Annotated in this window: 27 protein-coding genes, 2 tRNA genes and 1 rRNA gene; 11 read left to right on the top strand and 19 right to left on the bottom strand. The window is 67.2% G+C overall.

Annotated elements, in window-relative coordinates; all coding sequences use genetic code 11:
* Nucleotides 1–3: 3 nt before the first annotated feature.
* Nucleotides 4–126, bottom strand: coding sequence for an aa3-type cytochrome c oxidase subunit IV (locus C8J26_RS09110; RefSeq protein ID WP_107957672.1), 123 nt, complete (start codon nucleotides 124–126; stop codon nucleotides 4–6).
* Nucleotides 127–265: 139 nt separating this feature from the next.
* Between C8J26_RS09110 and C8J26_RS09105 the strand changes: the two genes are divergently transcribed.
* A complete protein-coding gene (locus C8J26_RS09105; RefSeq protein ID WP_107957671.1) occupies nucleotides 266–1,681 on the top strand; it encodes a sigma-54-dependent transcriptional regulator in 1,416 nt (471 codons plus the stop codon).
* A gap of 38 nt (nucleotides 1,682–1,719) precedes the next feature.
* Here the strand turns inward: C8J26_RS09105 and C8J26_RS09100 are convergent, their stop codons facing one another.
* The 7 genes from C8J26_RS09100 to glmM all read right to left on the bottom strand — a co-directional run bounded on the left by C8J26_RS09100 (nucleotide 1,720) and on the right by glmM (nucleotide 8,536).
* Nucleotides 1,720–2,604: a bestrophin family protein gene (locus tag C8J26_RS09100; protein ID WP_107957670.1), complete on the bottom strand. Its 885-nt coding sequence runs from the start codon at nucleotides 2,602–2,604 to the stop codon at nucleotides 1,720–1,722.
* A gap of 67 nt (nucleotides 2,605–2,671) precedes the next feature.
* Nucleotides 2,672–3,730 carry a dihydropteroate synthase gene (folP, locus tag C8J26_RS09095; protein WP_107957669.1) on the bottom strand — a complete coding sequence of 353 codons (1,059 nt, stop codon included), beginning with the start codon at nucleotides 3,728–3,730 and terminating at the stop codon, nucleotides 2,672–2,674.
* Between the two features lie 156 nt (nucleotides 3,731–3,886).
* The gene (locus C8J26_RS09090; protein ID WP_107957668.1) at nucleotides 3,887–5,026 is read right to left on the bottom strand and encodes a site-specific DNA-methyltransferase; all 1,140 of its coding nucleotides are present in this window, start codon (nucleotides 5,024–5,026) and stop codon (nucleotides 3,887–3,889) included.
* A 175-nt stretch (nucleotides 5,027–5,201) separates the two neighbouring features.
* Complete coding sequence (locus C8J26_RS09085; protein ID WP_107957667.1) at nucleotides 5,202–5,840, bottom strand: ribonuclease HII; 639 nt, start codon at nucleotides 5,838–5,840, stop codon at nucleotides 5,202–5,204.
* On the bottom strand, nucleotides 5,828–6,688 hold the full coding sequence (gene thiD, locus C8J26_RS09080; protein ID WP_107957666.1) for a bifunctional hydroxymethylpyrimidine kinase/phosphomethylpyrimidine kinase: 861 nt from the start codon (nucleotides 6,686–6,688) through the stop codon (nucleotides 5,828–5,830). Before thiD ends, C8J26_RS09085 begins: the two co-directional genes overlap by 13 nt.
* 292 nt (nucleotides 6,689–6,980) lie before the next feature.
* The gene (locus C8J26_RS09075) at nucleotides 6,981–7,196 is read right to left on the bottom strand and encodes a DUF1272 domain-containing protein (protein ID WP_107957665.1); all 216 of its coding nucleotides are present in this window, start codon (nucleotides 7,194–7,196) and stop codon (nucleotides 6,981–6,983) included.
* Entirely contained in the window at nucleotides 7,196–8,536 is a 1,341-nt protein-coding gene (glmM, locus tag C8J26_RS09070; RefSeq protein WP_107957664.1) for a phosphoglucosamine mutase, read from the bottom strand. Before glmM ends, C8J26_RS09075 begins: the two co-directional genes overlap by 1 nt.
* Nucleotides 8,537–8,604: 68 nt before the next feature.
* On the opposite strand from glmM, the gene C8J26_RS09065 reads away from it, so the two are divergent.
* Both C8J26_RS09065 and C8J26_RS09060 read left to right on the top strand, forming a co-directional pair.
* Entirely contained in the window at nucleotides 8,605–9,867 is a 1,263-nt protein-coding gene (locus tag C8J26_RS09065; RefSeq protein ID WP_107957663.1) for a dicarboxylate/amino acid:cation symporter, read from the top strand.
* Nucleotides 9,842–10,834, top strand: a complete 993-nt coding sequence (locus C8J26_RS09060; protein WP_107957662.1) for an aldo/keto reductase — start codon at nucleotides 9,842–9,844, stop codon at nucleotides 10,832–10,834. Before C8J26_RS09065 ends, C8J26_RS09060 begins: the two co-directional genes overlap by 26 nt.
* Before the next feature lie 120 nt (nucleotides 10,835–10,954).
* Here C8J26_RS09060 and C8J26_RS09055 read toward each other — a convergent pair whose 3' ends face one another.
* Nucleotides 10,955–12,748, bottom strand: a complete 1,794-nt coding sequence (locus tag C8J26_RS09055) for a peptide MFS transporter (protein ID WP_107957661.1) — start codon at nucleotides 12,746–12,748, stop codon at nucleotides 10,955–10,957.
* 117 nt (nucleotides 12,749–12,865) lie between these two features.
* On the opposite strand from C8J26_RS09055, the gene C8J26_RS09050 reads away from it, so the two are divergent.
* Nucleotides 12,866–13,441 carry a nitroreductase family protein gene (locus C8J26_RS09050; protein WP_107957660.1) on the top strand — a complete coding sequence of 192 codons (576 nt, stop codon included), beginning with the start codon at nucleotides 12,866–12,868 and terminating at the stop codon, nucleotides 13,439–13,441.
* Between the two features lie 38 nt (nucleotides 13,442–13,479).
* Entirely contained in the window at nucleotides 13,480–13,836 is a 357-nt protein-coding gene (locus C8J26_RS09045; protein WP_107957659.1) for a GntR family transcriptional regulator, read from the top strand.
* 210 nt (nucleotides 13,837–14,046) lie between these two features.
* Here C8J26_RS09045 and C8J26_RS09040 read toward each other — a convergent pair whose 3' ends face one another.
* On the bottom strand, nucleotides 14,047–14,862 hold the full coding sequence (locus tag C8J26_RS09040) for an arylamine N-acetyltransferase family protein (RefSeq protein WP_107957658.1): 816 nt from the start codon (nucleotides 14,860–14,862) through the stop codon (nucleotides 14,047–14,049).
* A gap of 269 nt (nucleotides 14,863–15,131) precedes the next feature.
* Complete coding sequence (locus tag C8J26_RS09035; protein WP_107957657.1) at nucleotides 15,132–16,844, bottom strand: acyl-CoA dehydrogenase family protein; 1,713 nt, start codon at nucleotides 16,842–16,844, stop codon at nucleotides 15,132–15,134.
* Nucleotides 16,845–16,890: 46 nt separating this feature from the next.
* Here C8J26_RS09035 and C8J26_RS09030 point away from each other — a divergent pair, with 46 nt between their 5' ends.
* Nucleotides 16,891–17,895 (top strand): L-threonylcarbamoyladenylate synthase, encoded by a 1,005-nt coding sequence (locus C8J26_RS09030; RefSeq protein WP_244185236.1) that lies wholly within the window; start codon nucleotides 16,891–16,893, stop codon nucleotides 17,893–17,895.
* A 121-nt stretch (nucleotides 17,896–18,016) separates the two neighbouring features.
* Here C8J26_RS09030 and msrA read toward each other — a convergent pair whose 3' ends face one another.
* Nucleotides 18,017–18,574, bottom strand: coding sequence for a peptide-methionine (S)-S-oxide reductase MsrA (msrA, locus tag C8J26_RS09025; RefSeq protein ID WP_107957655.1), 558 nt, complete (start codon nucleotides 18,572–18,574; stop codon nucleotides 18,017–18,019).
* A gap of 59 nt (nucleotides 18,575–18,633) precedes the next feature.
* Here msrA and galE point away from each other — a divergent pair, with 59 nt between their 5' ends.
* On the top strand, nucleotides 18,634–19,647 hold the full coding sequence (gene galE / locus C8J26_RS09020; RefSeq protein WP_107957654.1) for a UDP-glucose 4-epimerase GalE: 1,014 nt from the start codon (nucleotides 18,634–18,636) through the stop codon (nucleotides 19,645–19,647).
* 135 nt (nucleotides 19,648–19,782) lie between these two features.
* Here galE and C8J26_RS09015 read toward each other — a convergent pair whose 3' ends face one another.
* The 3 genes from C8J26_RS09015 to folK all read right to left on the bottom strand — a co-directional run bounded on the left by C8J26_RS09015 (nucleotide 19,783) and on the right by folK (nucleotide 21,105).
* On the bottom strand, nucleotides 19,783–20,271 hold the full coding sequence (locus C8J26_RS09015; RefSeq protein WP_167398810.1) for a phosphatase PAP2 family protein: 489 nt from the start codon (nucleotides 20,269–20,271) through the stop codon (nucleotides 19,783–19,785).
* Nucleotides 20,272–20,498: 227 nt separating this feature from the next.
* A tRNA-Lys gene (locus C8J26_RS09010) sits at nucleotides 20,499–20,574 on the bottom strand.
* 21 nt (nucleotides 20,575–20,595) lie between these two features.
* Complete coding sequence (gene folK / locus C8J26_RS09005) at nucleotides 20,596–21,105, bottom strand: 2-amino-4-hydroxy-6-hydroxymethyldihydropteridine diphosphokinase (RefSeq protein ID WP_107957652.1); 510 nt, start codon at nucleotides 21,103–21,105, stop codon at nucleotides 20,596–20,598.
* A gap of 22 nt (nucleotides 21,106–21,127) precedes the next feature.
* Here folK and C8J26_RS09000 point away from each other — a divergent pair, with 22 nt between their 5' ends.
* Nucleotides 21,128–21,859, top strand: a complete 732-nt coding sequence (locus C8J26_RS09000) for a uracil-DNA glycosylase (protein WP_107957651.1) — start codon at nucleotides 21,128–21,130, stop codon at nucleotides 21,857–21,859.
* Nucleotides 21,860–22,059: 200 nt separating this feature from the next.
* Here the strand turns inward: C8J26_RS09000 and C8J26_RS08995 are convergent, their stop codons facing one another.
* On the bottom strand, nucleotides 22,060–23,106 hold the full coding sequence (locus C8J26_RS08995; RefSeq protein WP_107957650.1) for an MBL fold metallo-hydrolase: 1,047 nt from the start codon (nucleotides 23,104–23,106) through the stop codon (nucleotides 22,060–22,062).
* A 68-nt stretch (nucleotides 23,107–23,174) separates the two neighbouring features.
* On the opposite strand from C8J26_RS08995, the gene C8J26_RS08990 reads away from it, so the two are divergent.
* Nucleotides 23,175–23,750 (top strand): DUF4337 domain-containing protein, encoded by a 576-nt coding sequence (locus C8J26_RS08990; RefSeq protein WP_107957649.1) that lies wholly within the window; start codon nucleotides 23,175–23,177, stop codon nucleotides 23,748–23,750.
* Nucleotides 23,751–23,884: 134 nt separating this feature from the next.
* Here C8J26_RS08990 and aguB read toward each other — a convergent pair whose 3' ends face one another.
* The gene (gene aguB, locus C8J26_RS08985; RefSeq protein WP_107957648.1) at nucleotides 23,885–24,745 is read right to left on the bottom strand and encodes an N-carbamoylputrescine amidase; all 861 of its coding nucleotides are present in this window, start codon (nucleotides 24,743–24,745) and stop codon (nucleotides 23,885–23,887) included.
* A 201-nt stretch (nucleotides 24,746–24,946) separates the two neighbouring features.
* Between aguB and ung the strand changes: the two genes are divergently transcribed.
* Both ung and C8J26_RS08975 read left to right on the top strand, forming a co-directional pair.
* Nucleotides 24,947–25,648, top strand: coding sequence for a uracil-DNA glycosylase (gene ung, locus C8J26_RS08980; protein WP_107957647.1), 702 nt, complete (start codon nucleotides 24,947–24,949; stop codon nucleotides 25,646–25,648).
* Complete coding sequence (locus C8J26_RS08975) at nucleotides 25,641–25,952, top strand: alkylphosphonate utilization protein (protein ID WP_107957646.1); 312 nt, start codon at nucleotides 25,641–25,643, stop codon at nucleotides 25,950–25,952. The genes ung and C8J26_RS08975 overlap by 8 nt, the downstream gene beginning before the upstream one ends.
* 203 nt (nucleotides 25,953–26,155) lie before the next feature.
* On the opposite strand, the gene C8J26_RS08970 is transcribed toward C8J26_RS08975, so the two are convergent.
* Nucleotides 26,156–26,232 (bottom strand) — tRNA-Met (locus tag C8J26_RS08970).
* Between the two features lie 82 nt (nucleotides 26,233–26,314).
* Nucleotides 26,315–26,429 (bottom strand): 5S ribosomal RNA (rrf, locus tag C8J26_RS08965).
* Nucleotides 26,430–26,668: the final 239 nt, after the last annotated feature.

Below are 26,668 nucleotides of genomic sequence, written 5' to 3'. Positions count from 1 at the left end.
GCGTTACGAAATCAGCCAGATGACGAGCGCGACGACCAGCGCGCATCCGACTGCGCCCCATTTCATCATGCCGGTCACGCTCGAATAGGTCGCAGAATGCGCCTTCATGTCTCCATTGCCGGCCATGGTTCTTGTCCCAATCCTTTGTGTGCCACCCTCTACACCCAGACCTTAACCGGCACATTCGGGATCGCCAAGCGCGACATTTAAGGCGCCCTTTACTCGGTTGCGCTATTGCCCGTACCGGAACGGGACAGGATTCGCCATGACGCGCAACGGCCAGCGCCTAGTATTGCTGATCGACGACGAGCCCGCGCAGCGCCGGCTGGTGGCGACGCTTGCCTCGCGTGGCGGCTGGCGCACGGTTTTTGCGACGGATAGCGAAATGGCGATCGCCACGCTCGGCACGCAGGACGGGATGCAGCTCGACGCGATCCTGCTCGATCATTCCGCGCCCGACGGCGATGCGACCGCGCTGATCGCCGAACTCCGCGACCGCCGCCCCGCGCTGCCGATCCTTATGCTCACCGCCAATGGTTCGGTCGCGCATGCGGTCGCCGCGATGCGCGCCGGTGCCACCGACTTCCTCGTCAAGCCGCTCGCGCCCGACCGGGTGCTCGCCGCACTCGAAGCCGCCGTTGCCGGCACCGCCGCGGGGGAGCTCCGCCCGCTCACCGAAAAAATTCCGGCCCTCCTCGCGTTCGACGAGATCGTCGGCTCCTCGCCAGATTTTCGCGCGGCGCTAGCGATCGCGGCAAAGGCGGCACGCGCGCGCGTCGCGGTGCTGGTCGAGGGCGAGAGCGGAGTCGGCAAGGCGGTCGTCGCTGAAGCCATCCACGCCGCCTCGCCGCGTGCCAAGAAGCCGATGATCACGATCAACTGCGCGGCGATGCCTGCCAATCTGATCGAATCGGAACTGTTCGGGCACGAGATGGGCGCGTTTACTGGCGCGTTTGAGCGTAAGATCGGGCGGTTCCACGATGCCGATGGCGGCACGGTGTTCCTGGACGAGATTGGCGACATGCCGCTCGAGGCGCAGGCCAAGCTGCTGCACCTTCTTCACACCGGCGAAGTCCAACCGATCGGCGGGCGGCAGTCGCGCGAGGTCGATGTCCGGGTGATCGCCGCGACCAACCAGCGATTGCTAGACGAAGTAGAGGCGGGGCGTTTCCGCGAAGATCTGTATTATCGGCTGAACGCGGTCCAGGTCACGATCCCGCCCTTGCGCGAACGGACCGGCGATATCCCCGCACTCGCCCGCCACTTGCTCGCGCGGATTGCCGAGCAACCGGGACTCCGACCGCTCGGCATTACCGACGCCGCGCTTACGCTGCTGGTCCATTACGACTGGCCCGGCAATGTCCGCCAGCTCCAAAACGCGCTCTTTCGCGCCGCCGTGTTATGCGAGGGGGCAGCGCTAACCGAGGAAGATTTCCCGCAGATCGCCGCGCTCGGCAACCGTCAGCGCGGCCCGGCCACTGTGGCCGCGGGCGGTGGCGGCGTGACGCTGTTTCGCCCCGACGGCAATCTGCGCGCGCTCGACGAGATCGAGGCCGACGTCATACGCCTTGCGATCGGCCACTATCGCGGCCGCATGACCGAGGTCGCCCGCCGCCTCGGCATTGGCCGTTCGACCCTGTACCGCAAACTCAGCGATTTGGGGATCGACAACGCTGCGTGAGCGCGGTGGTCAGACGGAGTTAGGCAAGCACCGCCTAATTACCAAAGCACACCCTTCTCGGGTTTCAGCGGCTCGGGGGCAGGATCGCCGATCGCCTGTAACAGGTCGATCTCGATCGTCCGGCACATTGCGTTCAGCGGCACGTCGTGGATGGTGTCTGCGAACGGATCGACCAGATCGTCGCCGATCTGCAGCACCGCGAGGAACATCAGTCCGGCGATCGTCGAGCCTACGGGTGTCGCATAGCCCAGCGACTCAACCAGACCGATCGGCAGCAGCACACAGAACAACCGCGTAAACAGGCTCGGGAAGAACCGGTACTGGTTGGGAAGCGGGGTGTTCTTGATCCGCTCCATGCCGCCCTGTGCGTTGGCGATATCGACCAGGATCGCCTCGAACTGGGTCTGCTGGATCGTGTCGATCCAACCGTTGCGCCGCGCGATGTCGATCCGCCGCCCCGTACCGTCAAGCAGGCCGTTGGCGATATTCGTGCGATCCAGCGCAAACGAGGCCTCTTCCTTCGACAGGAACCGCAGTACCTCGGGTGGCGCGGGCTGCTTGCGTAGCTGACAACGCAGTGCGTTCACATAGGCGATCTGGCGCAGGACGATCGTCCGCTTCATGTCATGGCCCTCGGGCTCGGGCAGCATGTTGCGCGCCATCCGCGCGAGGTTGCGCGAGGCGTTGATCATCAGGCCCCAGAGGCCGCGGCTTTCCCACCAGCGTTGATACGCGGAATTGTCACGAAATCCGAGGAACAGCGCGAGCGCCGTACCGAACAGAGTCAGGGGCAAGGCCGGCGCGTGGAAGGGCAGCACATAGTAAGTGATCGTGACGATCACGTCCCAGACGAACAGGCCCAGCAGCGGACGCCAGACCTCGCTCAGGATCTGGCCGAGACGTGGTGTTGCAGTAACGATCAAGCGACAGCTCCTTGTTAAGGTCTGCAACTAATGCGCGAAGCGGCGTTTCGCTGCAATGCAGCGGCGATCAGCCTCCCACCAGCGACTGATCGCGCATCCCGCGCCAGATCCTGATCGCCTGCACCGTCTCTGCGACGTCATGGACGCGCAGGATCTGGACGCCTGCCTCGGCCCCCTTCACCGCGAGAGCCAGCGAACCGGCGAGGCGCTGGCCGACCGGCGCCTCATTCGAGAGCGCGCCGATCAGCCGCTTGCGGCTGGCGCCGAGCATGATGGGGCAACCGAGACCATGGAAGATTGAGAGGCCGTTGAGCAGCGCGAGATTCTCCGCGAGCGTCTTGCCGAAGCCGATGCCGGGATCGACGATGATCCGCGACCGATCGACGCCGCCCGCGACGACCGCGGCGATGCGCGCCTCGAGCCAGTCGAAGACGTCGGTCAGCACGTTGGCGTACCCGCCGTCGCCGTGACCGCCTTTTTTCGGATCGGGCGAGTGCATCATCACGACCGGGCAACCGCTCCTGGCCACCACGCCGAGCGCGCGGTCGTCCCACAGCAGCGCGGCGACGTCGTTGACGATATGCGCGCCGGCGGCGAGCGTGGCCTCCATCACGGCGGCCTTGCGCGTGTCGACCGAGACGATCGCGCCGGCGCGCGCGAGGCGCTCAACGACGGGGACGAGGCGCGCGATCTCGTCGCCTTCCCAGACCGCCGCCGCGCCGGGGCGGGTCGATTCGCCGCCGATGTCGATCATCGTGGCGCCCGCCGCGGCCATGTCGATCCCGGCGGCGGCCGCCGCGGCGGGGTCGTCGACATGCTTGCCGCCGTCGGAGAAGCTGTCCGGGGTGACGTTGAGAATGCCGGCGACGACGGGCTGGTCGAAGCGCAGCGTCCGGTCGCCGAGCTGGAGGGGCGCGCGGGGGGCGGTGATCGTCGCGTGGAGATGCGCCCCGCGCGCGCCCAACGTCGCGACGTCGGCGACCGGGATTGTCCTTCGGGTGCGGCCTTCGATCACCTCATAGGCGGCGAACCACTGCATGCCGCCCGCGAGGCGTGCGACGCTGCCGTCGGGATGGCCGATCGGGGTGTCGACGAACTGGACGGGGCGGAGGTGGAGGCTGGTCATGATCCCCTTTTCCCCAAATCCGCATGCCGTTCAAACGGCTAATCCCGCTCGTCCCGTATAGGCATCGAGCGCGTCGAAATGCCGTATCGAGGGACATGTACCTCGATACGAGCCCTCGACTACGCTCGGTCTCTACTCGGCACGAACGGCAATTCGCTAGACGGTCGTTGCCAGCAGGTACGTCTGGCGGAGGTCGTCGATCGGTTTGAGCCCCTTTTCACTCTCGTAATGCCAGAAGCTCCAGCCGTTGCAGGCGGGCGCGTTTTGGAGCGTCGAGCCGAGCTTGTGGATCGAGCCGATCGTCCCGCAGTCGCTGAGCAGCGAGCCGTCCGCGCGGATCGTCGCGCGCCACCGCCGCTTCGAATCGGTCAGCACCGTGCCGGGCGTCAGATACGCGTTCTCGACCAGCACGCCGAACGCGACCTTGGGTTGCGTGCGCGGGCTCATCATCGTGCGGATCGCGGATTCGTCGAGCGGCAGCGCGGCCTCGATCCGCTCGTGCGCGGCCTCGATATAGTCGCCCTCGCGGTCGATGCCGATCCAGCTGCGGCCGAGCCGCTTGGCGACCGCGCCGGTCGTGCCGGTGCCGAAGAACGGATCGAGCACCACGTCGCCGGGCTCGGTGCAGGCGAGGAGGATGCGGTACAGCAGCGCCTCGGGCTTCTGCGTCGGGTGGACCTTGGTGCCGTTCTTCTTCAGCCGCTCGGTGCCGCCGCAGGTCGGGAATTCCCAGTCGCTGCGCATCTGGAGTTCGTCGTTGAGCGTCTTCATCGCGCGGTAGTTGAAGTGATACTTCGCCTTCTCGCCCTTCGACGCCCAGATCAAAGTCTCATGCGCGTTGGTGAAGCGCGTGCCGCGGAAGTTGGGCATCGGGTTGGTCTTGCGCCAGACGATGTCGTTGAGGATCCAGTAGCCGAGATCCTGCACCGCCGCGCCGACGCGGAAGATGTTGTGGTAGCTGCCGATGACCCAGAGCGAGCCGTCGTCCTTGAGGATGCGGCGCGCTTCCTTGAGCCACGCGCGGGTGAAGCGGTCATAGGCGGCGAAGGTGTCGAACTTGTCCCAGTCGTCGGTGACCGCGTCGACATGGCTGCCATCGGGGCGATAGAGTTCGCCGCCGAGCTGGAGATTATAGGGGGGGTCCGCGAAGATCATGTCGATCGAGTTCGACGGCAGCGCCTTCATCCGCTCGATACAGTCGCCGCGCAGAATTTGGTCGAGCGGGAGGACTGGCTGAACCGCCGGTTCCGCTGCCTTCTTCGCGCGCGGCCGCGCGATCGTGTCGATCAAACCCATGTTTTCCGCCCCTTATCACCCCCATAGCGGCGGAATTGTCCGACTCCGTCAAGCAAACAATCGTTAACGGCGTTTCGGCGCGATTCCGTAGATGCGACCAAATGAGTCGGCGCGCGCCAGATGTTGAGTCGTGACAGACTCGCGGCTCAAGCCCTTGGGGTGTGGCGCGAAAAACTCAGCTCGTCGCTTCCTTTACGAAAAGTCCCTCGCGCGCCAGATAGGCCGCGGCGACGGGCGCGAAACTGCGGCGGTGAATCGGCGTGGGGCCGTGGTCGCGCAGCGCCTTCATGTGGTGCGCGCAGCCATAGCCCTTGTTCGAATGCCAATTGTACTCGGGGTGGACGTCGGCGGCGGCGATCATGATCAGGTCGCGCGTGTGCTTGGCGACGATCGAGGCGGCGGCGATCGACAGCGATTTCGCATCGCCGCCGACCAGCGGGGTGGCGGGGTAGGTCCAGCGCGGCAGGCGGTTGCCGTCGACAAGGACGTGGCCCGGCGCGTGGCCGAGTTCGGTGGCGAGCGCGTCGACCGCGAGCGTCATCGCCTTCATCGTCGCCCAGTAGATGTTGAGCGTGTCGATCTCGTTGGGCTCGACGATGCCGATGCCGACGATCGCACAACCTTTCAGGCGCGCGCAGAGCCGTTCGCGTTCGGAGGCGGAGAGCTTCTTCGAATCGTCGATGCCGCGGGGGACGCCCTTGGCGGGCAGGATCACCGCGGCCGCGACGACCGGCCCGGCGAGCGGACCGCGGCCGGCTTCGTCGACGCCGGCGACGGGGCCGACGCAGAGCTTTTCGTGTTTCATGCCGGGCATTTGCGGTCTTTCAACTGGTCGAACGGGCTGACGCCGAGTGCATGTCCCATCGGACCGTGCCCTGCACCGAGCCCCGGCGCGTGTGCAAGCGCGGCGCGGACGAACGCGATTGCGCGCTCTATGGCGGCGTCGAGCGGCATGCCCTGCGCGAGGCCGGTGGCGATACCGCTGGCGAGCGTGCAGCCGGTGCCGTGCGCATGGCGGGTTTCGATGCGGGGGTTGGTCCAGCGCGTTTCGCCGGCGTCGGTGACGAGGCGGTCGGTGATCTGCTCGCCCTCTGCGTGGCCGCCCTTGATCAGCACGGCTGGGCCGAGCGCGCGCACGGCTGCCTCGCCGCCGAGTGCTGCGAGTTCGGGGAGGTTGGGGGTTACGAGCGTGGCGATCCGCATGAGACGGGCGAACGCGGCGATGGTCGCCGGGTCGGCAAGCACGGAGCCGCTGGTGGCGATCATGACCGGGTCGAAGATTATGGGGATGCGTGCTTGGTGGTGTCGCCCTGCCCCTCCTTGTTCTCCCGCGAAGGCGGGAGTCCAGACTGGGCCCCCGCCTTCGCGGGGGAACAGGGAGGTCAGGCGGTCGGCTACGGCGTTGGCCGTCTGGGCCGAGCCGATCATGCCGATCTTTACCGCATCCACGCCGATGTCGCCGGCCACCGAGTCGATCTGCGCGAGGACGATGTCGGTGGGGACCGGGTGGACCGCCTGTACGCCCAGCGTGTTCTGCGCGGTGATCGCGGTGATGGCCGTCGTCGCGTGGCCGCCGAGCATCGTCACGGTCTTGATATCGGCCTGGATGCCTGCGCCGCCGCCTGAATCCGAGCCGGCTATGATGAGGATTCTGGCGGTCATCGGCGAGCTGCGGGGAAAGTGAAGTATAGGAAGTATAGACGCTCGCGCGGTTTGATCGTGGGGCGGTTTGGGGCCGGTGCACGGGGTTTGGCGAGGGTGGGGATCATACGCTGCGCTATGGCATAATCGGGGCGATGTAGGACAGGGCTATGCCCTGCCCCCCCACCCCGGCGGAGGCCGGGGCCCAACTGGGAAACGCTGCTAACGGAGGGTAGCGGTCCGTTACCTGGACCTTTCCAATTGGGCCCCGGCCTTCGCCGGGGTGGTAGAAGAGCCTGGTTGCGGCAGGACCCTAGTGTCGCCTGCCCGCGGCGGGCTTCTGCGGGGGCGCTTCGCCGAGCCGCGTCGGGCGGTCGAGGAGTTCGCCGCCGCAGTTGGGGCAACGCTCGTCGAGCGCGTCGGCGCATTCCGCGCAGAAGGTGCATTCGAACGAGCAGATGAATGCGCCGGGGGCGTCCGCGGGGAGGTCCGCGGCGCAGCGTTCGCAGGTGGGGCGCATCTCGAGCATCAGGCGGCTGCCTTGCGTACGGCGTCGCAGATCCGGTCGACGACGCGCTCGACCTGGCCGAGATCGTCGCCCTCGGCCATCACGCGGATCACGGGCTCGGTGCCCGACGGGCGGATGACGAGGCGGCCCTTGCCCGCGAGTTCGGCCTCGGCCTGCACGATCACCGCCTTGACCGATTCGTCGTCGAGCGGCTTGCCGCCGCCGAACCGGACGTTCTTGAGCAATTGCGGCAAGGGCTCGAACCGGTGCAGCACTTCGCCGGCCGGCGCGCCCGAGCGCTTGACCTCGGCGAGGATCTGGAGAGCGGCGACGAGGCCGTCGCCGGTCGTCGCATAATCCGACAGGATGATGTGGCCCGACTGCTCGCCGCCGACATTATAGCCGCTCGACCGCATCTTCTCGAGCACGTGGCGGTCGCCGACCTTGGTGCGCACGAGCCCGAGCCCCTGTGCTGCCAGATGGCGCTCGAGCCCGAGGTTCGACATGACCGTCGCGACCAGCCCGCCGCCCGCGAGCCGGCCCTGGCGCGCCCAGCTGGCCGCGATCGTTGCCATCAGCTGGTCGCCGTCGACGATCGTGCCGGTCTCGTCGACGACGATCAGCCGGTCCGCGTCGCCGTCGAGCGCGATGCCGATGTCCGCGCCGCTCGCGACCACCGTCTCGGCGAGCGTCTGCGGTGCGGTCGAGCCGACGCCGTCGTTGATGTTGGTGCCGTTGGGCGTCACGCCGATCGCAACGACGTCTGCGCCGAGTTCCCAGAGCGCCGATGGTGCGACCTTGTACGCGGCGCCGTTTGCGCAATCGATCACGATCCGCATGCCGTCGAGCCGGAGATTCTCGGGGAAGGTCGACTTGGCGAAATGGATGTAGCGGCCTTGTGCATCCTCGATCCGGCGGGCGCGGCCGATCTGGTCCGAGGTCACGAGCGGCACGTCGCCATCGATCAGTGCCTCGATCGCCGCCTCGGCCTCGTCGGACAGCTTGTAGCCGTCGGGACCGAACAGCTTGATGCCGTTGTCCGCATAGGGGTTGTGGCTGGCGGAAATCATCACGCCGATATCCGCGCGCATCGACTGGGTGAGCATCGCCACCGCGGGGGTCGGCATCGGCCCGACCATGACGACGTCCATGCCGACGCTGGTGAAGCCCGCGACCAGCGCGGATTCGAGCATATAGCCCGACAGCCGCGTATCCTTGCCGATCACGACGCGGTGGCGGTGATCGCCGCGCTGGAAATAGGCGCCTGCTGCCATGCCGACCTTCATCGCCATCTCGGCCGTCATCGGCGAGACGTTGGTGGCGCCACGAATGCCATCGGTGCCGAAATATTTCCTTGCCATCGCTTGTACTTTCCGTCCGGTATCGGGTTCGCCATCGCTGATAGCGCGATGCAACACGAAGGGCGAGCATGTCGCAGGCAACACGGATATTGATCGCCCTGGTTGGTGGTATCGCGATCGGCATCCTCGCCGCCGCGCTGGCGCCGACGCAGGCGATCGCGGTCACGGCGGTGACGCAGCCGATCGGGTCGGCATGGCTGCACGGGTTGCAGATGGTGATCGTGCCGCTGATCGTCTCGCTGCTGGTCACCGGGATCGGCGCGACCGCGGAGGCCGCGCGCGCCGGGCGGATCACCGTGCGCGCGCTGGCGATGATGGTCGCGATCCTGTGGGCGGTGACGATCATGTCCGCGCTGGTCACGCCGCTGCTGCTCGAGGCGTGGCCGCTGCCCGCCGGCCTTGCGACCGCGCTGCGCACCGCGCTGACGACCAGCGCGCCGGTCGGGACGGTGCCGGGGATCGGTGCGTTCTTCGATACGATCGTGCCGACCAACGTCGTCGCGGCGGCGGCGGGCGATGCGTTCCTGCCGCTGACGGTGTTCGCACTGGCGTTCGCGTTCGCGGTCACGCAGCTGCCCGACGCGCAGCGCAGCATCCTGACGGGGTTCTTCCAGGCGGTGGTCGATGCGCTGCTGATCGTGATCGGCTGGGTGCTGAAGCTCGCACCGATCGGGATTTTCGCGCTGGCGTACGGGGTCGGCGCGCGGACCGGGACCGCGGCGTTCGGTGCGCTGGTGCATTACATCGTCTGCGTCTCGGCGATCGGCGTGGTCGTGCTGATCGCCGCGTATCCGGTCGGGATGATCGGCGGGCGGGTGCGGTTCGCCGCCTTTGCGCGCGCGGTTTCGCCGGCGCAGGCGGTGGCGATCAGCACGCAGTCGTCGCTCGCGTCGCTGCCGGCGATGTTGAAGGGTTCGGTCGAGCTGGGTGCCTCGCCTGCTACAGCCGGGATCGTGCTGCCGCTGGCGGTCGCGGTGTTCCGTGCGACCAGCCCGGCGATGAACCTCGCGGTCGCGCTGTACGTCGCGCACCTCGTCGGCGTGCCGATCGGGCCGGGGCAGCTCGCCGCGGGGATCGCCACTGCGGCGATCACGACGATGGGGTCGGTGTCGCTGCCGGGGACGGTGAGCTTCATCGCCTCGGTCGCGCCGGTGGCGATCGCGATGGGGGTGCCGATCGAGGCTTTGGGGCTGTTCATCGCGGTCGAGACCGTTCCCGACCTATTTCGCACCGTCGGCAACGTGACGATGGATACCGCCGTCACCATCTCCGTTTCAGCGCGCAGTGACGCCAAGGAGATTCCGCATGAAATATCGCACGCTCGGCCCTGATTTCGAGGTTTCCGCGCTGGGCCTCGGCTGCATGCCGATGGCCGGTATCGGCAAGGGCATGTACGGCGAGGCCAATGCCGACGAGAGCATCGCGACGATCCACCGCGCGATCGAGCTTGGCGTGACGCTGTTCGACACCGCCGAAATCTATGGTCCGCTGATCAACGAGGAGCTGCTCGGCAAGGCGATCCGCGGCAAGCGCGACGGCGTCGTGATCGCGACCAAGTTCGGCTTCCGCTACGACGACAACGGGATGACCGGGGTCGACTCGACGCCCGCCAATGTGCGGCGCGCGTGCGAGGGGTCGCTGAAGCGGCTGGGGGTCGAGACGATCGACCTGCTGTACCAGCACCGCGTCGATCCGGGCGTGCCGATCGAGGACACGGTCGGCGCGATGGCCGAGCTGGTGCGCGAGGGCAAGGTGCGGCATCTCGGGCTTTCGGAGGCCGGGCTCGACACGATCCGGCGCGCGGCGGCGACGCATCCGATCGCGGCGTTGCAGAGCGAATATTCGCTGTGGGAGCGCGGGGTCGAGGACGAGATCCTGCCGCTGTGCCGCGAGCTGGGGATCGGGTTCGTGCCCTATTCGCCGCTGGGTCGCGGGTTCCTGACGGGGCAGATCACCGCGCGATCGGATCTGCCCGAGGGCGATTATCGGCGCAACGATCCGCGCTATTCGGAGGAGAACTTCGCCAAGAACATGGAAATGGTCGCGGTGGTGAAGGGAATCGCGGACGCGCACGGCGCGAGCCCGGCGCAGGTCGCGCTGGCGTGGCTGCTGGCGCAGGGCGACGATATCGTGCCGATCCCGGGGTCGAAGCGCCGCGTTACGCTGGAGGACAGCATGCAGGCGGCGGATGTCGCGCTGACCGCGGACGATCTGGCGAAGCTGGATGCGGCGGCGCCGAAGGGTGGGACGGCCGGGCCGCGGTACGGCGAGAAGGCGCTGTCGATGACGCGGATCTGAACTGCTCCCCTCTCGCCTGCGGGAGGGGTCGGGGGAGGGGTGCGCCTCGCTGGCCGGACGCCGGTACGTACGTCGCACCCTCCCCTAACCCCTCCCGCAAGCGGGAGGGGAATTGCGGGCTTACTGGACGCCGTGCATCCACTTCTTGATCAGCGGCGAGATCAGCAGCAGCAGCACGCCGATCCCTGCCGACACCAGCCCGATCGTCCAGAACACGCCCGCATAGGTGTCGAGGCTGACCTTCAAATTGGTCACCTGCCCGCCGACCGTCTCGACGCTCGCGACCTGCGCGACGATGCCCGCGACATATTGCGCGACCGAGATCGACAGGAACCACACGCCCATCATCAGCCCGACGACGCGCGCGATCGACAGCTTGGTGATCATGCTGAGACCGACCGGCGAGATGCAAAGCTCGGCGAACGAGTGGATGAAGTAGAGCCCGGCGAGCCACCAGATCGCGACCTTGAACGTCGGGCCGACCATGCTCGCGCCCCAGACGAGGAACAGGAAGCCGACGCCGACGCCGATCAGCGCGATGCCGAACTTGACCGGGATCGACGGCTCGATGCCCTTGGCCGCAAGCTTGGTCCACAGGATCGACATCACCGGCGCGAGCGCGACGATGAAGAAGGCGTTGAAGAACTGGGTCTGCCCGGCCGAGATGCTGAACAGGCCGAACACGCTGAGATCGGTGTTGCGATCCGCGAACAGCGTCAGCGACGAGCCCGCCTGCTCGAACAGCGTCCAGAACACGACGTTGAACACGATCAGCACCATCGCCGCGAGCATCATCTGGAACTCGCGCCGCTCGCCGTTGACGAACGACCAGATCAGGATGCCCGGCACCGCGATCAGGAACGTGCCGAACAGCAATTTGCCCATCAGCGACAGCGAGACGATGTAGCCGACGATCCCGGAGCCCGGCACCGGCGGCTCGGCGTTCATCAGGTTGACGAACAGAAGATAGAAGATCGGGATGCCGAGCAGCGCGAGCGCATAGATGCCGAGCGCGCGATCGGGGCCGCTGCGCACCGGCGGCTCACCATAGCCGTTCAATTTGCCGCCATCGAACTGGATCAGCGTCCACGAGAACAACATGCCGATCGCCGCCAGCCCGAAGCCGGCCCACCAGCCGAACGCGACCGCGAGGAACGGGCAGAGCAGCTGCGAGAACAGCGAGCCGAGATTGATCCCCATGTAGAAGATCGTGAACCCGGCATCGCGGCGCTTGTCGCCCTGCGCGTAAAGCTCGCCGACCATCGTCGAGATGTTGGGCTTGAAGAAGCCGTTGCCGACCGAGATCATGCAGAGTGCGAGCAGCATGATCGTGACGTAGAAGCTGCTGCGTTCCGCGCCTGATTCGAAGCCGCCCTTCTCGACCGTCCGCGCGGTCGATCCGTCGGCCGCGAGCAGCGAGACGGTGCCGTCGTCATTGCCCTTAATCTTCAGCTTGTTCGCGCCGTCGACGAGGTAGCGGACTTCGCTGTCGGCCTGTTCGACGACCTGGATCTCGTAGCGCTGGTTGGCGATCGTCGCATAGGGCTTGGCGGTCTCGCCGCCGAAGCAGAGCAGCAGATAGCCCATCGCCATGATGATCGCGCCGAACTTCACCGCGCGCTTCGAGCCGAGATACTGATCCGCCAGATAGCCGCCGACCAGCGGCGTCAGATACACCAGCGCGGTGTAGCCACCGTAGAGGCCGGTCGCCTCGCGATCGCCGAACACGAAATGCTTGGTGAGATACAGCGTGAGCAGCGCGCGCATGCCGTAATAGCCGAACCGCTCCCACATCTCGGTGGTGAACAGCCGCGCGAGCTGCCGTGGGTGCCCGAACCAGGTTTCCCCGGCGGCCGGATTGATATGGGTGATATCCGGCTCTCGCGGGGTATCCGCGGTCGGGGTGTCCACCATGCTTACGCTCCCTAATACTCGTCTGGCCGCCGTCGGTCGCGGCGTCGTTATGCGCGCGCAACTTAACGACAAAGCCCGGACTGTAAATATCGCAGGGCAAAGCCTATCTCACATGCCATGCTCAACGATCGTTCCACGCCGCTGTCGCTGCTCGCCACCCGCCGCTCGGGCAAGCCGCGCGACCTGGTCGCGCCCGGCCCCGATTCCTACCAGCTGGCGACGATCCTCGAGATCGCGGCGCGGACGCCCGATCATGGCAAGCTGGCGCCGTGGCGGTTCGTCGTGGTCGGCGACGACCATCGCAAGGCGCTGTCGACGCTGATCACGGATGCCTATCTCGCCGAGCGTCCCGACGCGTCGCGGCTCGAGCTGGAGTCGCTCGACCAGTTCGCGCACCAGGCGCCGACTTTGGTCGTCGTCCTGTCGTCGCCCAAGGAGAGCAAGATTCCGCTGTGGGAGCAGGAATTGTCCGCGGGCGCGGCGTGCATGAACCTGCTGCACGCGGTCCATGCGGAGGGCTTCGCGGGCGGTTGGCTGACCGGCTGGGCGGCGTTCTCGGACACGGTACGCGATGCGTTCGGTTCGCCGTCCGAGCGGATCGCGGGCTTCATGTTCATCGGCACGCCGTCGCGCGCGCTCGACGAACGGCCCCGCCCGGATATGGCACGGTTGGTAAGCCATTGGGGATCCTGAGGACTCGACTATTCGCCCGATTGCTGTATTAGAACAGCATGACAGCGCTCAGCAGCGACGACAGCCCCGTATATATCCGTCTCCGCAGCACGATTGCCGCCGGGATTCTTCGAGGCGACTATCGCGCGGGGGACCAGCTTCCCTCGGTCCGCGCGTTTGCCGCCGAGCAGGGCGCGAACCCGCTGACGGTCGCCAAGGCCTATCAGAGCTTTCAGGATGACGGCTATGTCGAGGTCCGCCGCGGCGTCGGCATGTTCGTGATGCCGGGCGCGGCAGAGGCGCTGCGGATCGCCGAGCGCGAGAATTTCGTGACGACGCAGTGGCCGCGGATCCTCGGGCATATCGACCTGCTGGGGCTGAACGCGCGCGACCTGCTGGAGCGCGAGCGGGTCTGAGTATTTACTCCACTCGCCCCCTGGGGCTGGTTCGTCCGCTTCCCCCCGTTCGTCCTGAGTAGTCGTCGAGTAATGGCGAAGCCGCGTATCGAGAGGACGTATCGAAGGACAGGTTTGCACGCGGAACCTGTGCTTCGATACGCGCCCTCGATACGCTCCTGACGGAGCTACTCGGTAGCTACTCAGCACGAACGGCAGTGGGGATGAGTTTCAGAACAGCCCCAGCGCGGCGACGTCCTCGACGCTCAGGTCGATCCCGAACAACAGGCTCATGCGGATCCGGTAGACGCGCGGATCGGTGATCTCGCCGGCGGTCGTGTCGGTCCCCGAGCGGCGGCGATAGTTGCGGCCGACCAGCGACGCGAAGCCGTTGGGCAGGACGATGCTGGCGATCGCGGTGTGCGTGAAGCGGCTGGCGGGGGCGGTCGACGTCCAGTGGTTCGACATCGCGAGATCGGCGTCGAACACCTCGGCGAGCGTGAAGCTGTATTGCGGCTGGAACCCGCCGGTTTCGCCGCGGCCATCGGTGGTCATCGGATCGCCGTCACGGAGCAACAACCAGCCCTGCTCGGTCGCATCGAGACGGAAGCGGGCGCCGTCGGGCGCGGTCGCCTCGGCGCCGTCGGCCAGCGGGAGGACGGGCGTGTAGCTACCGCCGAACCCGGTGTCGGCGATCCAGTCCTGCCCGTCGATCGTGACCAGCGCGAAGGTATGCGTAAGCGGCGGGACGCCGGCCGCTGCGATCCATACGCGCGCGAGCAGCGGGCGGGCGACGAAGCCGAGCTCGGCGAGCGCGTCGAGGAACAGGCGGTTATGCTCGAAGCAATAGCCGCCGCGGCGCGCGGTGACGAGCTTGGCGAAGACCGAGGCGCTGTCGATCGCGATGCCGCGGCCGAGCACGACGTCGAGATCCTCGAACGGAATCGCCAACCGGTGCGCGTGCTGGAGGCGCGCGAGGCCGATCGAGTCGAGCGTGGGGCGGGCGGGCATGGCGACACGGGTGAGATAGGCGTCGAGATCGAACATCGGTCGGGCTTTCACAGATTTCTGCCCCCCCCTTACCGTTCGTGCTGAGCGAAGTCGAAGCACCTGAGTGTGGGACCGGCCCTTCGACTTCGCTCAGGGCGAATGGAAGGTGGAGGATCGGACGGGGGGTAGAGGGCAATGTGCGAGGGCGGGCCCCTACCCCACCCCGTCGTCCTGACGAAAGTCAGGATCCAGAGCCACACGCGATACCGTGCTTGGCTCTGGATCCTGGGTCGAGCCCAGGATGACGGGGCTTGATTATGGTCAGCTCAGGCCGCGAAGAGTTCCGGCTCGATCGCGTACAGCACCGCCGCGCTCGCAGTGGCCGCCGCGTTGAGCCCCATCGCCTCGGGGACGATCTGGTCGAGGTAGAAGCGCACCGCCGCCGCCTTCATCCGGCCGAAGTCGTCGGTGCCGGCGACGCCGCCCTGCCGCTCCATCAGCCAGCCGCAGGTCGCGACCGACAGCATCGTGAGGAAGGGATAGCTGGCCGCGAGCTTGTCGTCGGCGTCCGCGGTGGCGAGCCGACGCCCGATCGCCTCGCACGCGTCGACCAGTGCGAGCAGCCGCTCATCCTTCGCCTCCGCGCGGATGTCGGCGATCAAGGCCGCGAACGCGCCGCCATTGTCGAGGCCGAGTTTCCGCCCGACGAGATCCGCCGCCTGGATGCCGTTGGTGCCTTCGTAGATCGGCGTGATGCGCGCATCGCGGAAATACTGCGCGGCGCCGGTTTCCTCGACATAGCCCATGCCGCCATGCACCTGGATGCCGAGCGAGGCGACTTCGTTGCCGAGATCGGTACCGTGCGCCTTGGCGAGCGGCGTGACGAGTTCGAGGCGGTTGCGCGCGGCATGATCGCCCATGTTCGCGCGATCGACCTGCCCGGCGGCGTAGTAGACGAGCGCACGCGCCGCCTGGGTCTGCGCCTTCATCCGCATCAGCATGCGCCGGACGTCGGGATGCTCGACGATCTTGACCGACTCCTTGTTCGGCGAACCCGCGCGCGCCGACTGGACCCGGTCGAGCGCATAGGCGACCGCGCCCTGAGTCGCGCCCTCGGCGACCTGCACGCCCTGAAGCCCGACGTTGAGGCGCGCATTGTTCATCATCGTGAACATCGCGCGGATGCCGCCCAGCTCCGCGCCGATCAGCTCGCCGATGCAGTCGTCATTGTCGCCGAAGCTCAGCACGCAGGTCGGCGAGGCGTGGAGCCCCATCTTGTGCTCGATCGAGACGACGCGGACGTCGTTGAAGTCGCCCGGGGTGCCGTCATCCTTGAGACGGTATTTCGGGACTAGGAACAGCGAGATGCCCTTCGTCCCGGCAGGGGCACCGGGGGTGCGGGCGAGGACGAGGTGGACGATGTTCGGCGCCATGTCGTGATCGCCGAACGAGATGTAGATCTTGGTGCCCTTGATCGACCATTTGCCGTCGCCGAGTGGCGTCGCGGTCGCGCGGAGGGCGCCGACGTCCGAGCCGGCCTGCGGCTCGGTGAGGTTCATCGTACCGGTCCATTCGCCGGTCGCGAGATGGGGGAGGTAGAGTGCCTGCTGTTCGGGGCTGCCGTGATGCTGCAGCGCCTCGATCGCGCCGACGGTCAGCGTCGGGCAGAGCGCGAAGCCCATGTTCGCCGAGCCCAGCGTGTCGAGCACCGCGGTCTGGATCGCGAAGGGGAGGCCCTGCCCGCCCCATTCCTCCTCGACGCCGATCGTGCCCCAGCCGCCCTCGACATAATCCTTGTACGCCTGTGCGAAGCCGTCGGGCATGACGACGCCACGGTCAGTCCATTTCGCGCCGACGGTGTCGCCGGTGCGGTTGAGCGGCGCCCATTCGCCGGCGGCGAGCTGCCCGACGCCTTCCAGGACCGCGTCGACGACGTCGTCGCTGGCGGCGGAATAGCGTTCGGTATTCGCGAGTTCGGCGATCCGCACGACATGGTCGAGCACGAAACGCTGTTCGGTGGTTGCTGGGGTGAAGGCCATCGCATCCTCTTATCGCTATGCTTTGCGCCCGCTATAGGCCTTCAGAATGACCCGTCCACACCCAGTGATTTTACCGTACGGCATGGCCGCGATCGCCGAGGCCGCCGCGCTGATTCGCGCGGGCGGCATCGTCGCGGTGCCGACCGAGACGGTGTACGGGCTCGCGGCGGACGCCACCAATGCCGAGGCGGTGGCGCGGATCTATGCCGCCAAGGGGCGCCCGAGCTTCAATCCGTTGATCGTGCATGTCGCCGATCTGGCGGCCGCGGAGCGGATCGCGGTGTTCGATGCGGATGCGCGCGCGCTGGCCGCGGCGTTCTGGCCGGGGCCGCTGACGCTGGTGCTGCCGGTGCGCAGCGGGTCGGGGATCGCAGCGCTGGTGACGGCGGGGTTGGAGACGATCGCGATCCGGGTGCCGCGGCACCGCGCGATGCAGGGGGTGATCGCGGCGTCGGGGCGGCCATTGGCGGCGCCGTCGGCCAATGCGAGCGGGGGGATTTCGCCGACGACGGCGGCGCACGTCGCGGCGAGCCTGGGGGCGAACGTGCCGCTGATCCTCGACGATGGGGCGACCGAGGCGGGGTTGGAGTCGACGATCGTGGCGGGGCGGAGCGTGCTGCGGCCGGGGCCGGTGACGGCGGAGGCGTTGCTGATGCACCTCCCCGGGGGAGGCCTGGGCCCGGTTGGAACGTCGGATGTCACGGAGCGCGGCGCGGATCATCGCCGTCCCCCAACTGGGGCCCGGCCTTCGCCGGGGGGGCGCGGAGTGACGGCGCCGGGGCAGCTTGAAAGCCACTATGCGCCGAGCAAGGCGCTTCGGTTGAACGCGATCGATGCGGAACGGGACGAGTGGCTGATCGGGTTTGGTGATGTGGAGGGCGACGTGTCGCTCTCCGCGTCGGGGGATCTGGTCGAAGCCGCAGCGCGGCTGTTCGACCTGCTGCACGCGGCTGATGCGAATGACGCCGCTCGCATCGCCATTGCGCCGATCCCTGCGCACGGCATCGGCGAAGCGATCAACGATCGCTTGCGCCGCGCCGCGCATCGCTGACGCCTCGTCATCCTGACGAACGTCAGGACCCAGAGCCCCGAGCGACACCCCCCGTAACCCTGGATCCTGACTTTCGTCAGGATGACGGGGGGGGGTGTGGCTTGGCCGGGGGGTTTTACGATTACGCGTTCACAGCCGCCTTCGACCGTGCCGCAAAACTCTTGCGGAGCTTCTGCAGCTTGGGGGGGATCACCGCCATGCAATAGGGGTTCGAGCGGCCCGACGTTTCCCAATAATCCTGGTGATAGCCCTCGGCCTCGTACCAGGTCGACGCCACCGCATCCTGCGGCGCCTCGATCGTCGTGACGATCGGCTTGGGGCTGTCGGCCTGCGCGCGCTCGAGCGCCGCCTGCATCTCCGACCGCTGCGAATCATCCATCGGGAACATCGCCGAGCGATATTGCGTGCCGACGTCGTTGCCCTGCCGGTTGAGCGTCGTCGCGTCATGCGTCGCAAAAAAGATGTCGAGCAGATCGCCGAGTTTCAGCTGCTCGAGATCAAACCCGATGCGGATCGCCTCGGCATGGCCCGTGTCGCCGCCGCAGACCTGTTTGTACGTCGGATCAGGCACATGCCCGCCGATATAGCCGCTCTCGACGCTTTCGACGCCGATCACGTCCTTGAACACAGCCTCGGTGCACCAGAAGCAGCCGCCGGCCAGCGTTACATAATCCGTCATTATGATCTCCTTTCTCCCAAGATAGGAAGCCGCTACCGCGCAACAAAGAGGAGACGTACATGATCGACGGCCCAAAGCTCGATGGTAAGGTAATGGTCACCGGCGGTGCCGGTTACATCGGCAGCCATGCGGTACTGGCACTTCTCGACGCGGGATACGACGTCGTCGTGCTCGACAATCTGGTCACCGGGTTCGACTGGGCGGTCGATCCGCGCGCGACGCTGGTCGAGGCGAACGTCGCCGACGACACGAAGGTGCGCGCGGCGATCCGCGATTACGGCGTGAAGGCGATCATGCATTTCGCAGGGTCGGTGGTGGTCCCCGAATCGGTCAGCGACCCGCTCAAATATTACCGCAACAACACCGCCGCCAGCCGCGCGCTGATCGAGAGCGCGGTCGTCGAGGGCGTGCCCCACTTCATCTTCTCGTCGACCGCCGCGACCTATGGCACGCCCGAAAAGGTGCCGGTGGCGGAGGGCGATCCGACCGTGCCGATCAACCCGTACGGCATGTCGAAGCTGATGACCGAGGCGATGCTGCGCGACGTCGCGGCGGCGCACCCGATGAACTACGCCGCGCTGCGCTATTTTAACGTTGCGGGCGCGGATCCGCAGGGGCGCAGCGGCCAGTCGACGGTGGGCGCGACTCACCTGATCAAGATCGCGGTCGAGGCGGCGACCGGCAAGCGGAGCCATGTCGGCGTCTACGGCACCGATTTCGCCACGCCCGACGGCACCGGCGTGCGCGACTATATCCATGTCAGCGACCTTGCCGCGGCGCATGTCGCAGCGCTCGAACTGCTGGTGGCAACGCCTGCCGAGAGCCACACGCTCAACGCGGGCTATGGCAAGGGCTTCTCGGTGCTCGAAGTGCTCGATGCGGTCGACAAGGTCACCAACCGGACGATCGAGCGTCGGCTGGAAGGGCGTCGCGCGGGCGATCCCGCGATGCTGATCTCGGACAATCGCGCGATCCTCGAGACGCTCGACTGGACGCCGCGCCACGCCGATCTCGACGGCATCGTCCGCGACGCGCTGGCCTGGGAGCGCGCGCTCGCCGAGAAGGGCCGCTAGGACGCGCCGCAAATCCTCCCCCGCCAGGGGGAGGTGGCAGGCAGTAGCCTGACGGAGGGGGCGGACAGGGAAACCGCGGTTGCGTGTCCTCCCCCTCCGTCGCTTCGCGCCACCTCCCCCTGGCGGGGGAGGATTTTAGAGTTGGGTGTGAGGATTCGGCGGGGTGCCGAAGGCATGCCGCTCGCCGCCGATCGCGCGGCGCGCGCGGGCGGTCGCCAGCCACCAGGCGAGTGCCCAGAGCGTACCGAAGCTCCACCCCGCCAGCACGTCGCTCGGCCAGTGGACGCCGAGATACACCCGGCTGCAACCGATCGCGCCGACCAGCAGGATCGCGACGACGAGCAGATACGCGCGCGTCGCACGATGCTCCGTGACCTGCGACGCTAGCCCTGCAAGCGTGAGATAGACGATCGCGCTGTTCGCCGAATGCCCGCTGGGGAAGCTCATATGCGTGACCGCGACGAGATGCTCGACGATGTCGGGCCGCGGGCGCGCGACGTGCAGCTTGACCAGCTCGACGACGATATTGCCGCTGATGCTCGACGCGACGATCGCGACCGCGGTCAGCCAGAGCCGCTGGACGATCAACAGGCCGGCGACGAGCACGACGACGATCGTCAGCACGATTCCGCCGCCGAGCGCGGTGACGTCGGTGGCGACCTTGGGCAGCCAGGACGGGCCACCCCAGGCGCGCAGGCCCAGGATGATCGAGCGATCGAACGCGAACGGCCAATGATCGACCGCGAGACCGACGATGAGGATCAGGACAATGCCGACCGCGGCGACCGATGCGCCCGCGAGAATCGCCGGGACGTGCCGCCGCCTGCTCGGCGCATCGCCCGAGGCATCGATGGTGGGTCCGCCGGGGCTCGAACCCGGGACCTCTCGATTAAAAGTCGCTTGCTCTACCAACTGAGCTACGGACCCCCGCCATCGTGGACCGCGCACCTAATCGCGTGGCCGCCGTCGGTCAACCAGTTGCGCCAATTGCCGTATCGTTCTGCCCGTCCGGGGATCGCGCCAGGCGGGCACGAGGCCGGCAAGCGGGGCGAGCACGAAGCCGCGCGTGCGGTACGCGGCGTGCGGAACGACGAGGCCGGGCGACGTCCATGCGCCCCCCGACCAGAGGATGATGTCGAGATCGATCACACGGCTGCCCCAGCGACGCCCCGCGCGCCGACCGAAGCGTCGTTCGATTTGTTTCAGCCGGACGAGCAGCGCAGCGGGATCCTCGGATGTTTCGATCAGCGCGACGGCGTTTGCGTAGCGGCGATTCGAGGGACCGAGCGGCGCGCTGGCGACGGTCGGCGACCGTGCCACGACGTCGCCCAGCATGGCCAGCGCGGCCGCGATCTCGCGCTCGGGCGCCCCGTGCCGGCCGCGGCGGTTGGAGCCGAGCGCGATCACGTACGTCGATGCCGGACGCGCGATCGGCGGGAGCGGGGTTGCAGGCGACATTTCGTCCGCCTAGCGCAATCGCATGGACTCCACACCTTACACCGCCGATCTTTCCGACTCCGCTGACGACGGCGTTATCGACGTCACCACCGTCTTCGCGCCCGTCGCCGCGCTGCCCGAGACCGAACCGCCGCGCGACTGCCCGCTCTGCCCGCGCCTCGTCGCGGTGCGCGAGCAGTTGCGCACCGAGTTCCCGACCTGGTGGAACGCCCCCGTCCCCGCGTTCGGCGATCCGGCGGCGTGGCTCGGCATCATCGGCCTCGCGCCCGGCAAGCACGGCGCGAACCGCACCGGCCGCGCGTTCACCGGCGATTATTCGGGGCAGTTCCTGTACGAGACGCTCGGGCGGTTCGGGCTCGCGACCGGCACCTATGGCGCCAAGGCCGAGGACGGGCTGGCGCTCGACGGCGCGATCATCCTCAATGCGGTGAAGTGCCTGCCGCCCGAGAACAAGCCGACCCCCGAAGAAATACGGACCTGCCGGCCGTTTCTCGAGACGCAGGCGGATGCGGTGCCGACCGCGCGCGTGTTCGTGGCGCTGGGGCATATCGCGCACCAGTCTGCGGTGAAGATGCTCGGCGGGCGGCTGCCCAAGGCGCGCTTTGCGCACGGCGCGGAGCATGTGATGCCCGATGGGCGCATCCTGATCGATAGCTATCATTGCTCGCGCTACAACGTGAATACGGGCGTGCTGACCGCGGAGATGTTCGACGCGGTGTTCGCGCGGGCGCTGGCGTTGCGCGAGACGATTTGAGACTCGTCGCAAGCTGAGCCGGTACCCGACCAAGTTTAGAGCATAGCCATTTATCACCTCCCCGGCGGAGGCCGGGGTCCAGTTGGAAAAGTCGCGGTAACGGGGCGTACCGTTCAGTTAGCGGCGTTCCCCAACTGGACCCCGGCCTCCGCCGGGGAGGTGGGGAAGGGTGGGGTCCGGCGTGCTGGGTGCGGTAGATTCTATTCGATCACCCAGGCCTCGCCGGCTTCGGCCGTCCGAAAGCGGTCCGCGGCGATGTGTTCGCGGGCCAGCGCCGCGCGGAGGTGTTCGGGCGGTTCGTTGATCGCTTCCGAGGTCAGTTCGAACGTGCCCCAGTGGACGCCGATCGCATAGGCTGCGCCGAGCTGTTCGAACGCGGTTACGGCCTGGTCCGGCCCGATATGATTGTCGGTCTCGTGGCCTGCAAAATGATACGCGCCGATCGGCAGGATCGCGAGGCGGACCGGTCCTGCGCGGCGCGCCTCGGTCGCCCAGCGCATGTCGCCAGGGCCTGTGTCGCCCGCGAAATACAGGTTGCCGCCGGGCAGCGTCACGGTGAAGCCCGCCCATAACGTCGTGTCGCGGTCGCCGGGGTCGTATTGGCTCCAGTGATGCGCGCGCTCGACGATCACGTCGATGCCCGGGCGCAGCGTGACGCGCCCGCCCCAGTCGCGCGCTTCCGCATGGACGCCGTTGCGCCTGAGGATCTGGTCGTTGCCGAGGCCCGTCACGATCAGCGGTTTGTCGCGGTGCCACAGCCGGCGCATCGCGTGCATGTCGAGATGGTCGCGGTGGTCGTGGCTGAGCAGGATCAGGTCGATCCTGGGCAGGTCCTCCAGCCGCACGCCGGGCGCGCGGACTCGCTTCACGCCGAGGAACTGCACCGGCGACGAGCGCGCAAGCCACATCGGATCGGTGAGGATGTTGAGCCCCTGCGTCTGCACCAGCACGGTCGAATGGCCGATCCAGGTGACGCGCATCGTCCGGCCGTCGACCCGCGCCGGCGGCCGCGACGGCGTCACGGGGACTTCGGGCCAGCTCCGATAGGGCGGCTTCACCAGATTGCGCAGCAGCGCGACCGGGCCCTGCTTCTGCTCGCCGCTGCTCCCCTGCACGCCGTCCGGGTTGAAGAAGCGGCGGCCGTCGAAATGATCGCTGGGGGGAACGCTCTTCACCGACGGTGTTGCACAGCCGGCGAGCAGCGCAACCAGCGGCGGCACAAGGTATTGAATGTGGCGTAACGTCATGGCGCGCTTACAAATATGTCACCCGACCATCAGCGTCCAGTCACGCGCGGGAGCATAAACCGACCGCCATGGACGACGATTTCGACGTGCGCGGACTGCATGAACAACTCTCGGAGGAACGCGGCGCCAAGGGGGAGGCATTCGACCAGCGGATCGCCTTGTTCACCGCGGTTCTGGCGACGCTGGCGGCGGTCACCAGCTTTCTCGGCGGGCATACGCAGAACGAGGCGCTGCTCCACAAGAACGAGGCGGTGCTGATCAAGGCGCAGGCGTCGGACGCATGGGGCTATTACCAGGCGGAGGATCTCAAGCGGCATATCGCGCAGATGGAGGTCGATCTCGCCCCGCCCGGGGTCGATGCGGCGCGGATGGCGACGCAGCGGGCCGATATCGCACGCTACAAGGCACGCGGGGCCGCGTTGAAGCGGGAGGCGACCGCGCTCGACGCGCGATCGGCGGCGGCGGATTCGGACTCGGACGAGGCGTTGCGCCCGCACACGAAGCTGGCGCTGGCGGTCACTGCGATCCAGGTCGCGATCGCGCTGGCCTCGATCACCGCGCTGACCGGGCGGCGGTGGTTGCTGTGGGTCGCGGGCACGGCGGCGCTGGTCGGCGCGCTGCTCGCAGGGATGGCCTGGTTCTAAGTTCTCGATCCTCCCCCGCAAGGGGGAGGTGGCACCGAAGGTGACGGAGGGGGAGGACACGGAACGGCGGTCCTCCTATCCCCCCCTCCGTCTGGCAAGCCAGCCACCTCCCCCTGGCGGGGGAGGATCGGGGTTCAGATGTCCTGAACCAGCCGACCGTAGAGGTCGGGCCGGCGATCGCGGAAGAAGCCGAATGCGGCGCGGTGGCGCTTGACGATGGCGAGGTCGATCGTCGCGGTGATCACGCCCTCGTCCTCGCGGCCGAGTTCGGCGAGGATGTCGCCGCGCTCGTCGGCGATGAAGCTGGTGCCGTAGAAGGTCTGGCCGTGCTCGACGCCGACGCGGTTGGCGGCGACGATCGGCACGACGTTGCTGACCGCATGACCGACCATCGCCCGGCGCCACAGCCGCGCGGTGTCGAGGCTGGTATCATGCGGCTCGCTGCCGATCGCGGTCGGGTAGAACAGCACTTCCGCGCCCATCAGCATCATCGCGCGCGCGGTCTCGGGATACCATTGGTCCCAGCAGACGCCGACGCCGAGCGTCGTCCGCCCCGCCTCCGACGCGTGCGGCCAGACCTTGAAGCCGGTGTTGCCGGGGCGGAAGTAGAACTTTTCCTCATAGCCCGGGCCGTCGGGGATGTGGCTCTTGCGATAGACGCCCTGGATGTTGCCGTCGGGGCCGATCATCGCGAGGCTGTTGTAATGATGCGGGCCGTCCGCCTCGAAGAAGCTGGTCGGGATCGTGACTTTCAGCGCCTCGGCGAGCGCCTGCATCGCGAGCACCGCCTTGTGTTGGCCGACGGGGGCGGCGTTGGCGAACAGGCCCTCGTCCTCGACGCGGCAGAAATACTCGCCCTCGAACAATTCGGGCGGGAGGATGACCTGCGCGCCCTTAGCCGCGGCCTCGTGGACGAGGCGCGAGACGTTGGCGATGTTGCGGTCGATGTTGGGCGTGAAGCCCAGCTGCAGCGCGGCGACGGTGATCTCTGTCATGGCGGCGCATATAATGAGCCCGCATGCGTTGTGCGAGCCTTTCGCCTCGCATCGAGCACCGTACGGTCGCCGTTCCCCGGCGGAAGCGGGGCTCCAGGGCTACGGGCGTTGCCCTGCGAGATGCTGGGCCCCCGCCTCCGCGGGGGAACAAGACGTCGCGCAGATTGACACGCGCCTGCCCTGTCCGACATGCGACCGGGGATGACGACACCCCCTCTTCCACCAAGCTGGCAGGCGCTGCGGCCCGAGTTCGATGCGCCGTACATGCGCGACCTCGAGGCATTTCTGGAGGCCGAGCGCGCTGCGGGCGCGCGCATCTTCCCAGACGATGCGGATCGGTTTCGCGCACTGGAACTCACCCCGCTCGATCAGGTCCGGTGCGTGATCCTCGGGCAGGACCCGTATCACGGCGAGGGCCAGGCGCACGGCCTGAGCTTCTCGGTGCGCAAGGGCGTGCGGACGCCGCCGAGCCTCGTGAACATCTACAAGGAGCTCGAGGCCGATCTCGGCATCCCGCGCGCGCGCCACGGCATGCTCGATCACTGGGCGGCGCAGGGCGTGCTGCTGCTCAACGCAGTGCTGAGCGTGCGGATGGGGGCGGCCGCATCGCATCAGAAGCGTGGCTGGGAGCGATTTACGGACGCGGTGATCGCCGCGGTGAACGCGCAACCGAAACCTGTCGTGTTCCTCCTATGGGGGGCGTATGCACATAAGAAGGCGGCGTTCGTTGACGATATTGCGACGGGCGGGCGCCATCTGGTGATCCAGTCCGCGCATCCGTCGCCGCTGGCGGCACGAACCGGGTTTTTCGGATCGCGGCCGTTCAGCAAGGCCAACGCCTTTCTCGAAACCCATGGGCGCCGGCCGATCGACTGGGCGCTGCCGGAGACATCTGATGACTGAGAGCGCGAACGACGAGTATGTGTACGACGAAGCGACCGGCGAATGGGTCGCGGGTGGGGGCGCGGCGCCTGTCGCGGCGGACGACGGTGCGATCGTGGTGCGCGATTCGGTCGGCAACGTGCTGGCGGACGGCGATCAGGTGACGCTGATCAAGGACCTGACCGTGAAGGGCGCAGGCCAGACCCTGAAGCGCGGCACGCTGATCAAGTCGATCCGCCTGACCGGCGACGCGCAGGAGATCGATTGCCGGTACGAGGGCATCAAGGGCCTGGTGCTGCGTGCGGAGTTCGTCCGGAAGCGGTGAGGCTGTCCTGTTGTCTGGGGCCCGCGGTCTTCTCCCGCGGCCCCTGGGCCGCTTCGCACGATGCGTAGGGCGCCCGACGTGAGGACCGTCGTCCGGAAGCCCGGCCCGTTGAGCTCAAAAGCGAACGGGCACAGTGCTTTTGAAATGCAATGCCTGCAAACGCAACAAAGCCCGCATAGTCTTATCGACCTTGCGGGCTGTGTTGGTTGCGGGGACAGGATTTGAACCTGTGACCTTCAGGTTATGAGCCTGACGAGCTACCGGGCTGCTCCACCCCGCGACGGTCCGGTTAGGGACTGAGGGTAGATGACGTGTGAATGGGTTTTGATATTCGCGTGTTTGCATGTTGCACGGGCTTCAATGCCTGGCGACGACCTACTCTTCCATCGCTTGAGCGATAGTACCATTGGCGCAGTCGGGTTTCACGGCCGAGTTCGGAATGGGATCGGGTGGGACACCGACGCTATAGCCACCAGGCAATGGAGCCGGTGCGACATGCGTACTTGAATATCTGGGTCCCTCACCTTGGCTTTGCAGCTGGGGTGAGGGTTTTAAAATCGATACCGTGCATTTTGGTTGCCAGCCTCTCGGAACACCGAGTGCTGGTGTAGTGGTATTTGTGACCAATCCCTCGACGGCGAGGGGATTGGCAATCTGGCGTCGTCTTAATCATCCGCACTATCGTCTGACGTGCTGGGCGAACCCAGTGTTGTCAT

This window comes from Sphingomonas aurantiaca (assembly GCF_003050705.1).
Taxonomy (GTDB): domain Bacteria; phylum Pseudomonadota; class Alphaproteobacteria; order Sphingomonadales; family Sphingomonadaceae; genus Sphingomonas; species Sphingomonas aurantiaca.
Note: the sequence above shows the minus strand (reverse complement) of the source record. Positions and strands in the feature narration are given on the sequence as shown.

Coding starts and splice junctions, on each gene's coding strand:
- C8J26_RS09110 (WP_107957672.1), bottom strand. CDS start 126: ATGGCCGGCAATGGAGACATGAAGGCGCATTCTGCGACCTATTCGAGC.
- C8J26_RS09105 (WP_107957671.1), top strand. CDS start 266: ATGACGCGCAACGGCCAGCGCCTAGTATTGCTGATCGACGACGAGCCC.
- folP (WP_107957669.1), bottom strand. CDS start 3,730: ATGACCAGCCTCCACCTCCGCCCCGTCCAGTTCGTCGACACCCCGATC.
- C8J26_RS09090 (WP_107957668.1), bottom strand. CDS start 5,026: ATGGGTTTGATCGACACGATCGCGCGGCCGCGCGCGAAGAAGGCAGCG.
- C8J26_RS09085 (WP_107957667.1), bottom strand. CDS start 5,840: ATGCCCGGCATGAAACACGAAAAGCTCTGCGTCGGCCCCGTCGCCGGC.
- thiD (WP_107957666.1), bottom strand. CDS start 6,688: ATGACCGCCAGAATCCTCATCATAGCCGGCTCGGATTCAGGCGGCGGC.
- C8J26_RS09075 (WP_107957665.1), bottom strand. CDS start 7,196: ATGCTCGAGATGCGCCCCACCTGCGAACGCTGCGCCGCGGACCTCCCC.
- glmM (WP_107957664.1), bottom strand. CDS start 8,536: ATGGCAAGGAAATATTTCGGCACCGATGGCATTCGTGGCGCCACCAAC.
- C8J26_RS09065 (WP_107957663.1), top strand. CDS start 8,605: ATGTCGCAGGCAACACGGATATTGATCGCCCTGGTTGGTGGTATCGCG.
- C8J26_RS09060 (WP_107957662.1), top strand. CDS start 9,842: ATGAAATATCGCACGCTCGGCCCTGATTTCGAGGTTTCCGCGCTGGGC.
- C8J26_RS09055 (WP_107957661.1), bottom strand. CDS start 12,748: ATGGTGGACACCCCGACCGCGGATACCCCGCGAGAGCCGGATATCACC.
- C8J26_RS09050 (WP_107957660.1), top strand. CDS start 12,866: ATGCTCAACGATCGTTCCACGCCGCTGTCGCTGCTCGCCACCCGCCGC.
- C8J26_RS09045 (WP_107957659.1), top strand. CDS start 13,480: ATGACAGCGCTCAGCAGCGACGACAGCCCCGTATATATCCGTCTCCGC.
- C8J26_RS09040 (WP_107957658.1), bottom strand. CDS start 14,862: ATGTTCGATCTCGACGCCTATCTCACCCGTGTCGCCATGCCCGCCCGC.
- C8J26_RS09035 (WP_107957657.1), bottom strand. CDS start 16,844: ATGGCCTTCACCCCAGCAACCACCGAACAGCGTTTCGTGCTCGACCAT.
- C8J26_RS09030 (WP_244185236.1), top strand. CDS start 16,891: ATGACCCGTCCACACCCAGTGATTTTACCGTACGGCATGGCCGCGATC.
- msrA (WP_107957655.1), bottom strand. CDS start 18,574: ATGACGGATTATGTAACGCTGGCCGGCGGCTGCTTCTGGTGCACCGAG.
- galE (WP_107957654.1), top strand. CDS start 18,634: ATGATCGACGGCCCAAAGCTCGATGGTAAGGTAATGGTCACCGGCGGT.
- folK (WP_107957652.1), bottom strand. CDS start 21,105: ATGTCGCCTGCAACCCCGCTCCCGCCGATCGCGCGTCCGGCATCGACG.
- C8J26_RS09000 (WP_107957651.1), top strand. CDS start 21,128: ATGGACTCCACACCTTACACCGCCGATCTTTCCGACTCCGCTGACGAC.
- C8J26_RS08995 (WP_107957650.1), bottom strand. CDS start 23,106: ATGACGTTACGCCACATTCAATACCTTGTGCCGCCGCTGGTTGCGCTG.
- C8J26_RS08990 (WP_107957649.1), top strand. CDS start 23,175: ATGGACGACGATTTCGACGTGCGCGGACTGCATGAACAACTCTCGGAG.
- aguB (WP_107957648.1), bottom strand. CDS start 24,745: ATGACAGAGATCACCGTCGCCGCGCTGCAGCTGGGCTTCACGCCCAAC.
- ung (WP_107957647.1), top strand. CDS start 24,947: ATGACGACACCCCCTCTTCCACCAAGCTGGCAGGCGCTGCGGCCCGAG.
- C8J26_RS08975 (WP_107957646.1), top strand. CDS start 25,641: ATGACTGAGAGCGCGAACGACGAGTATGTGTACGACGAAGCGACCGGC.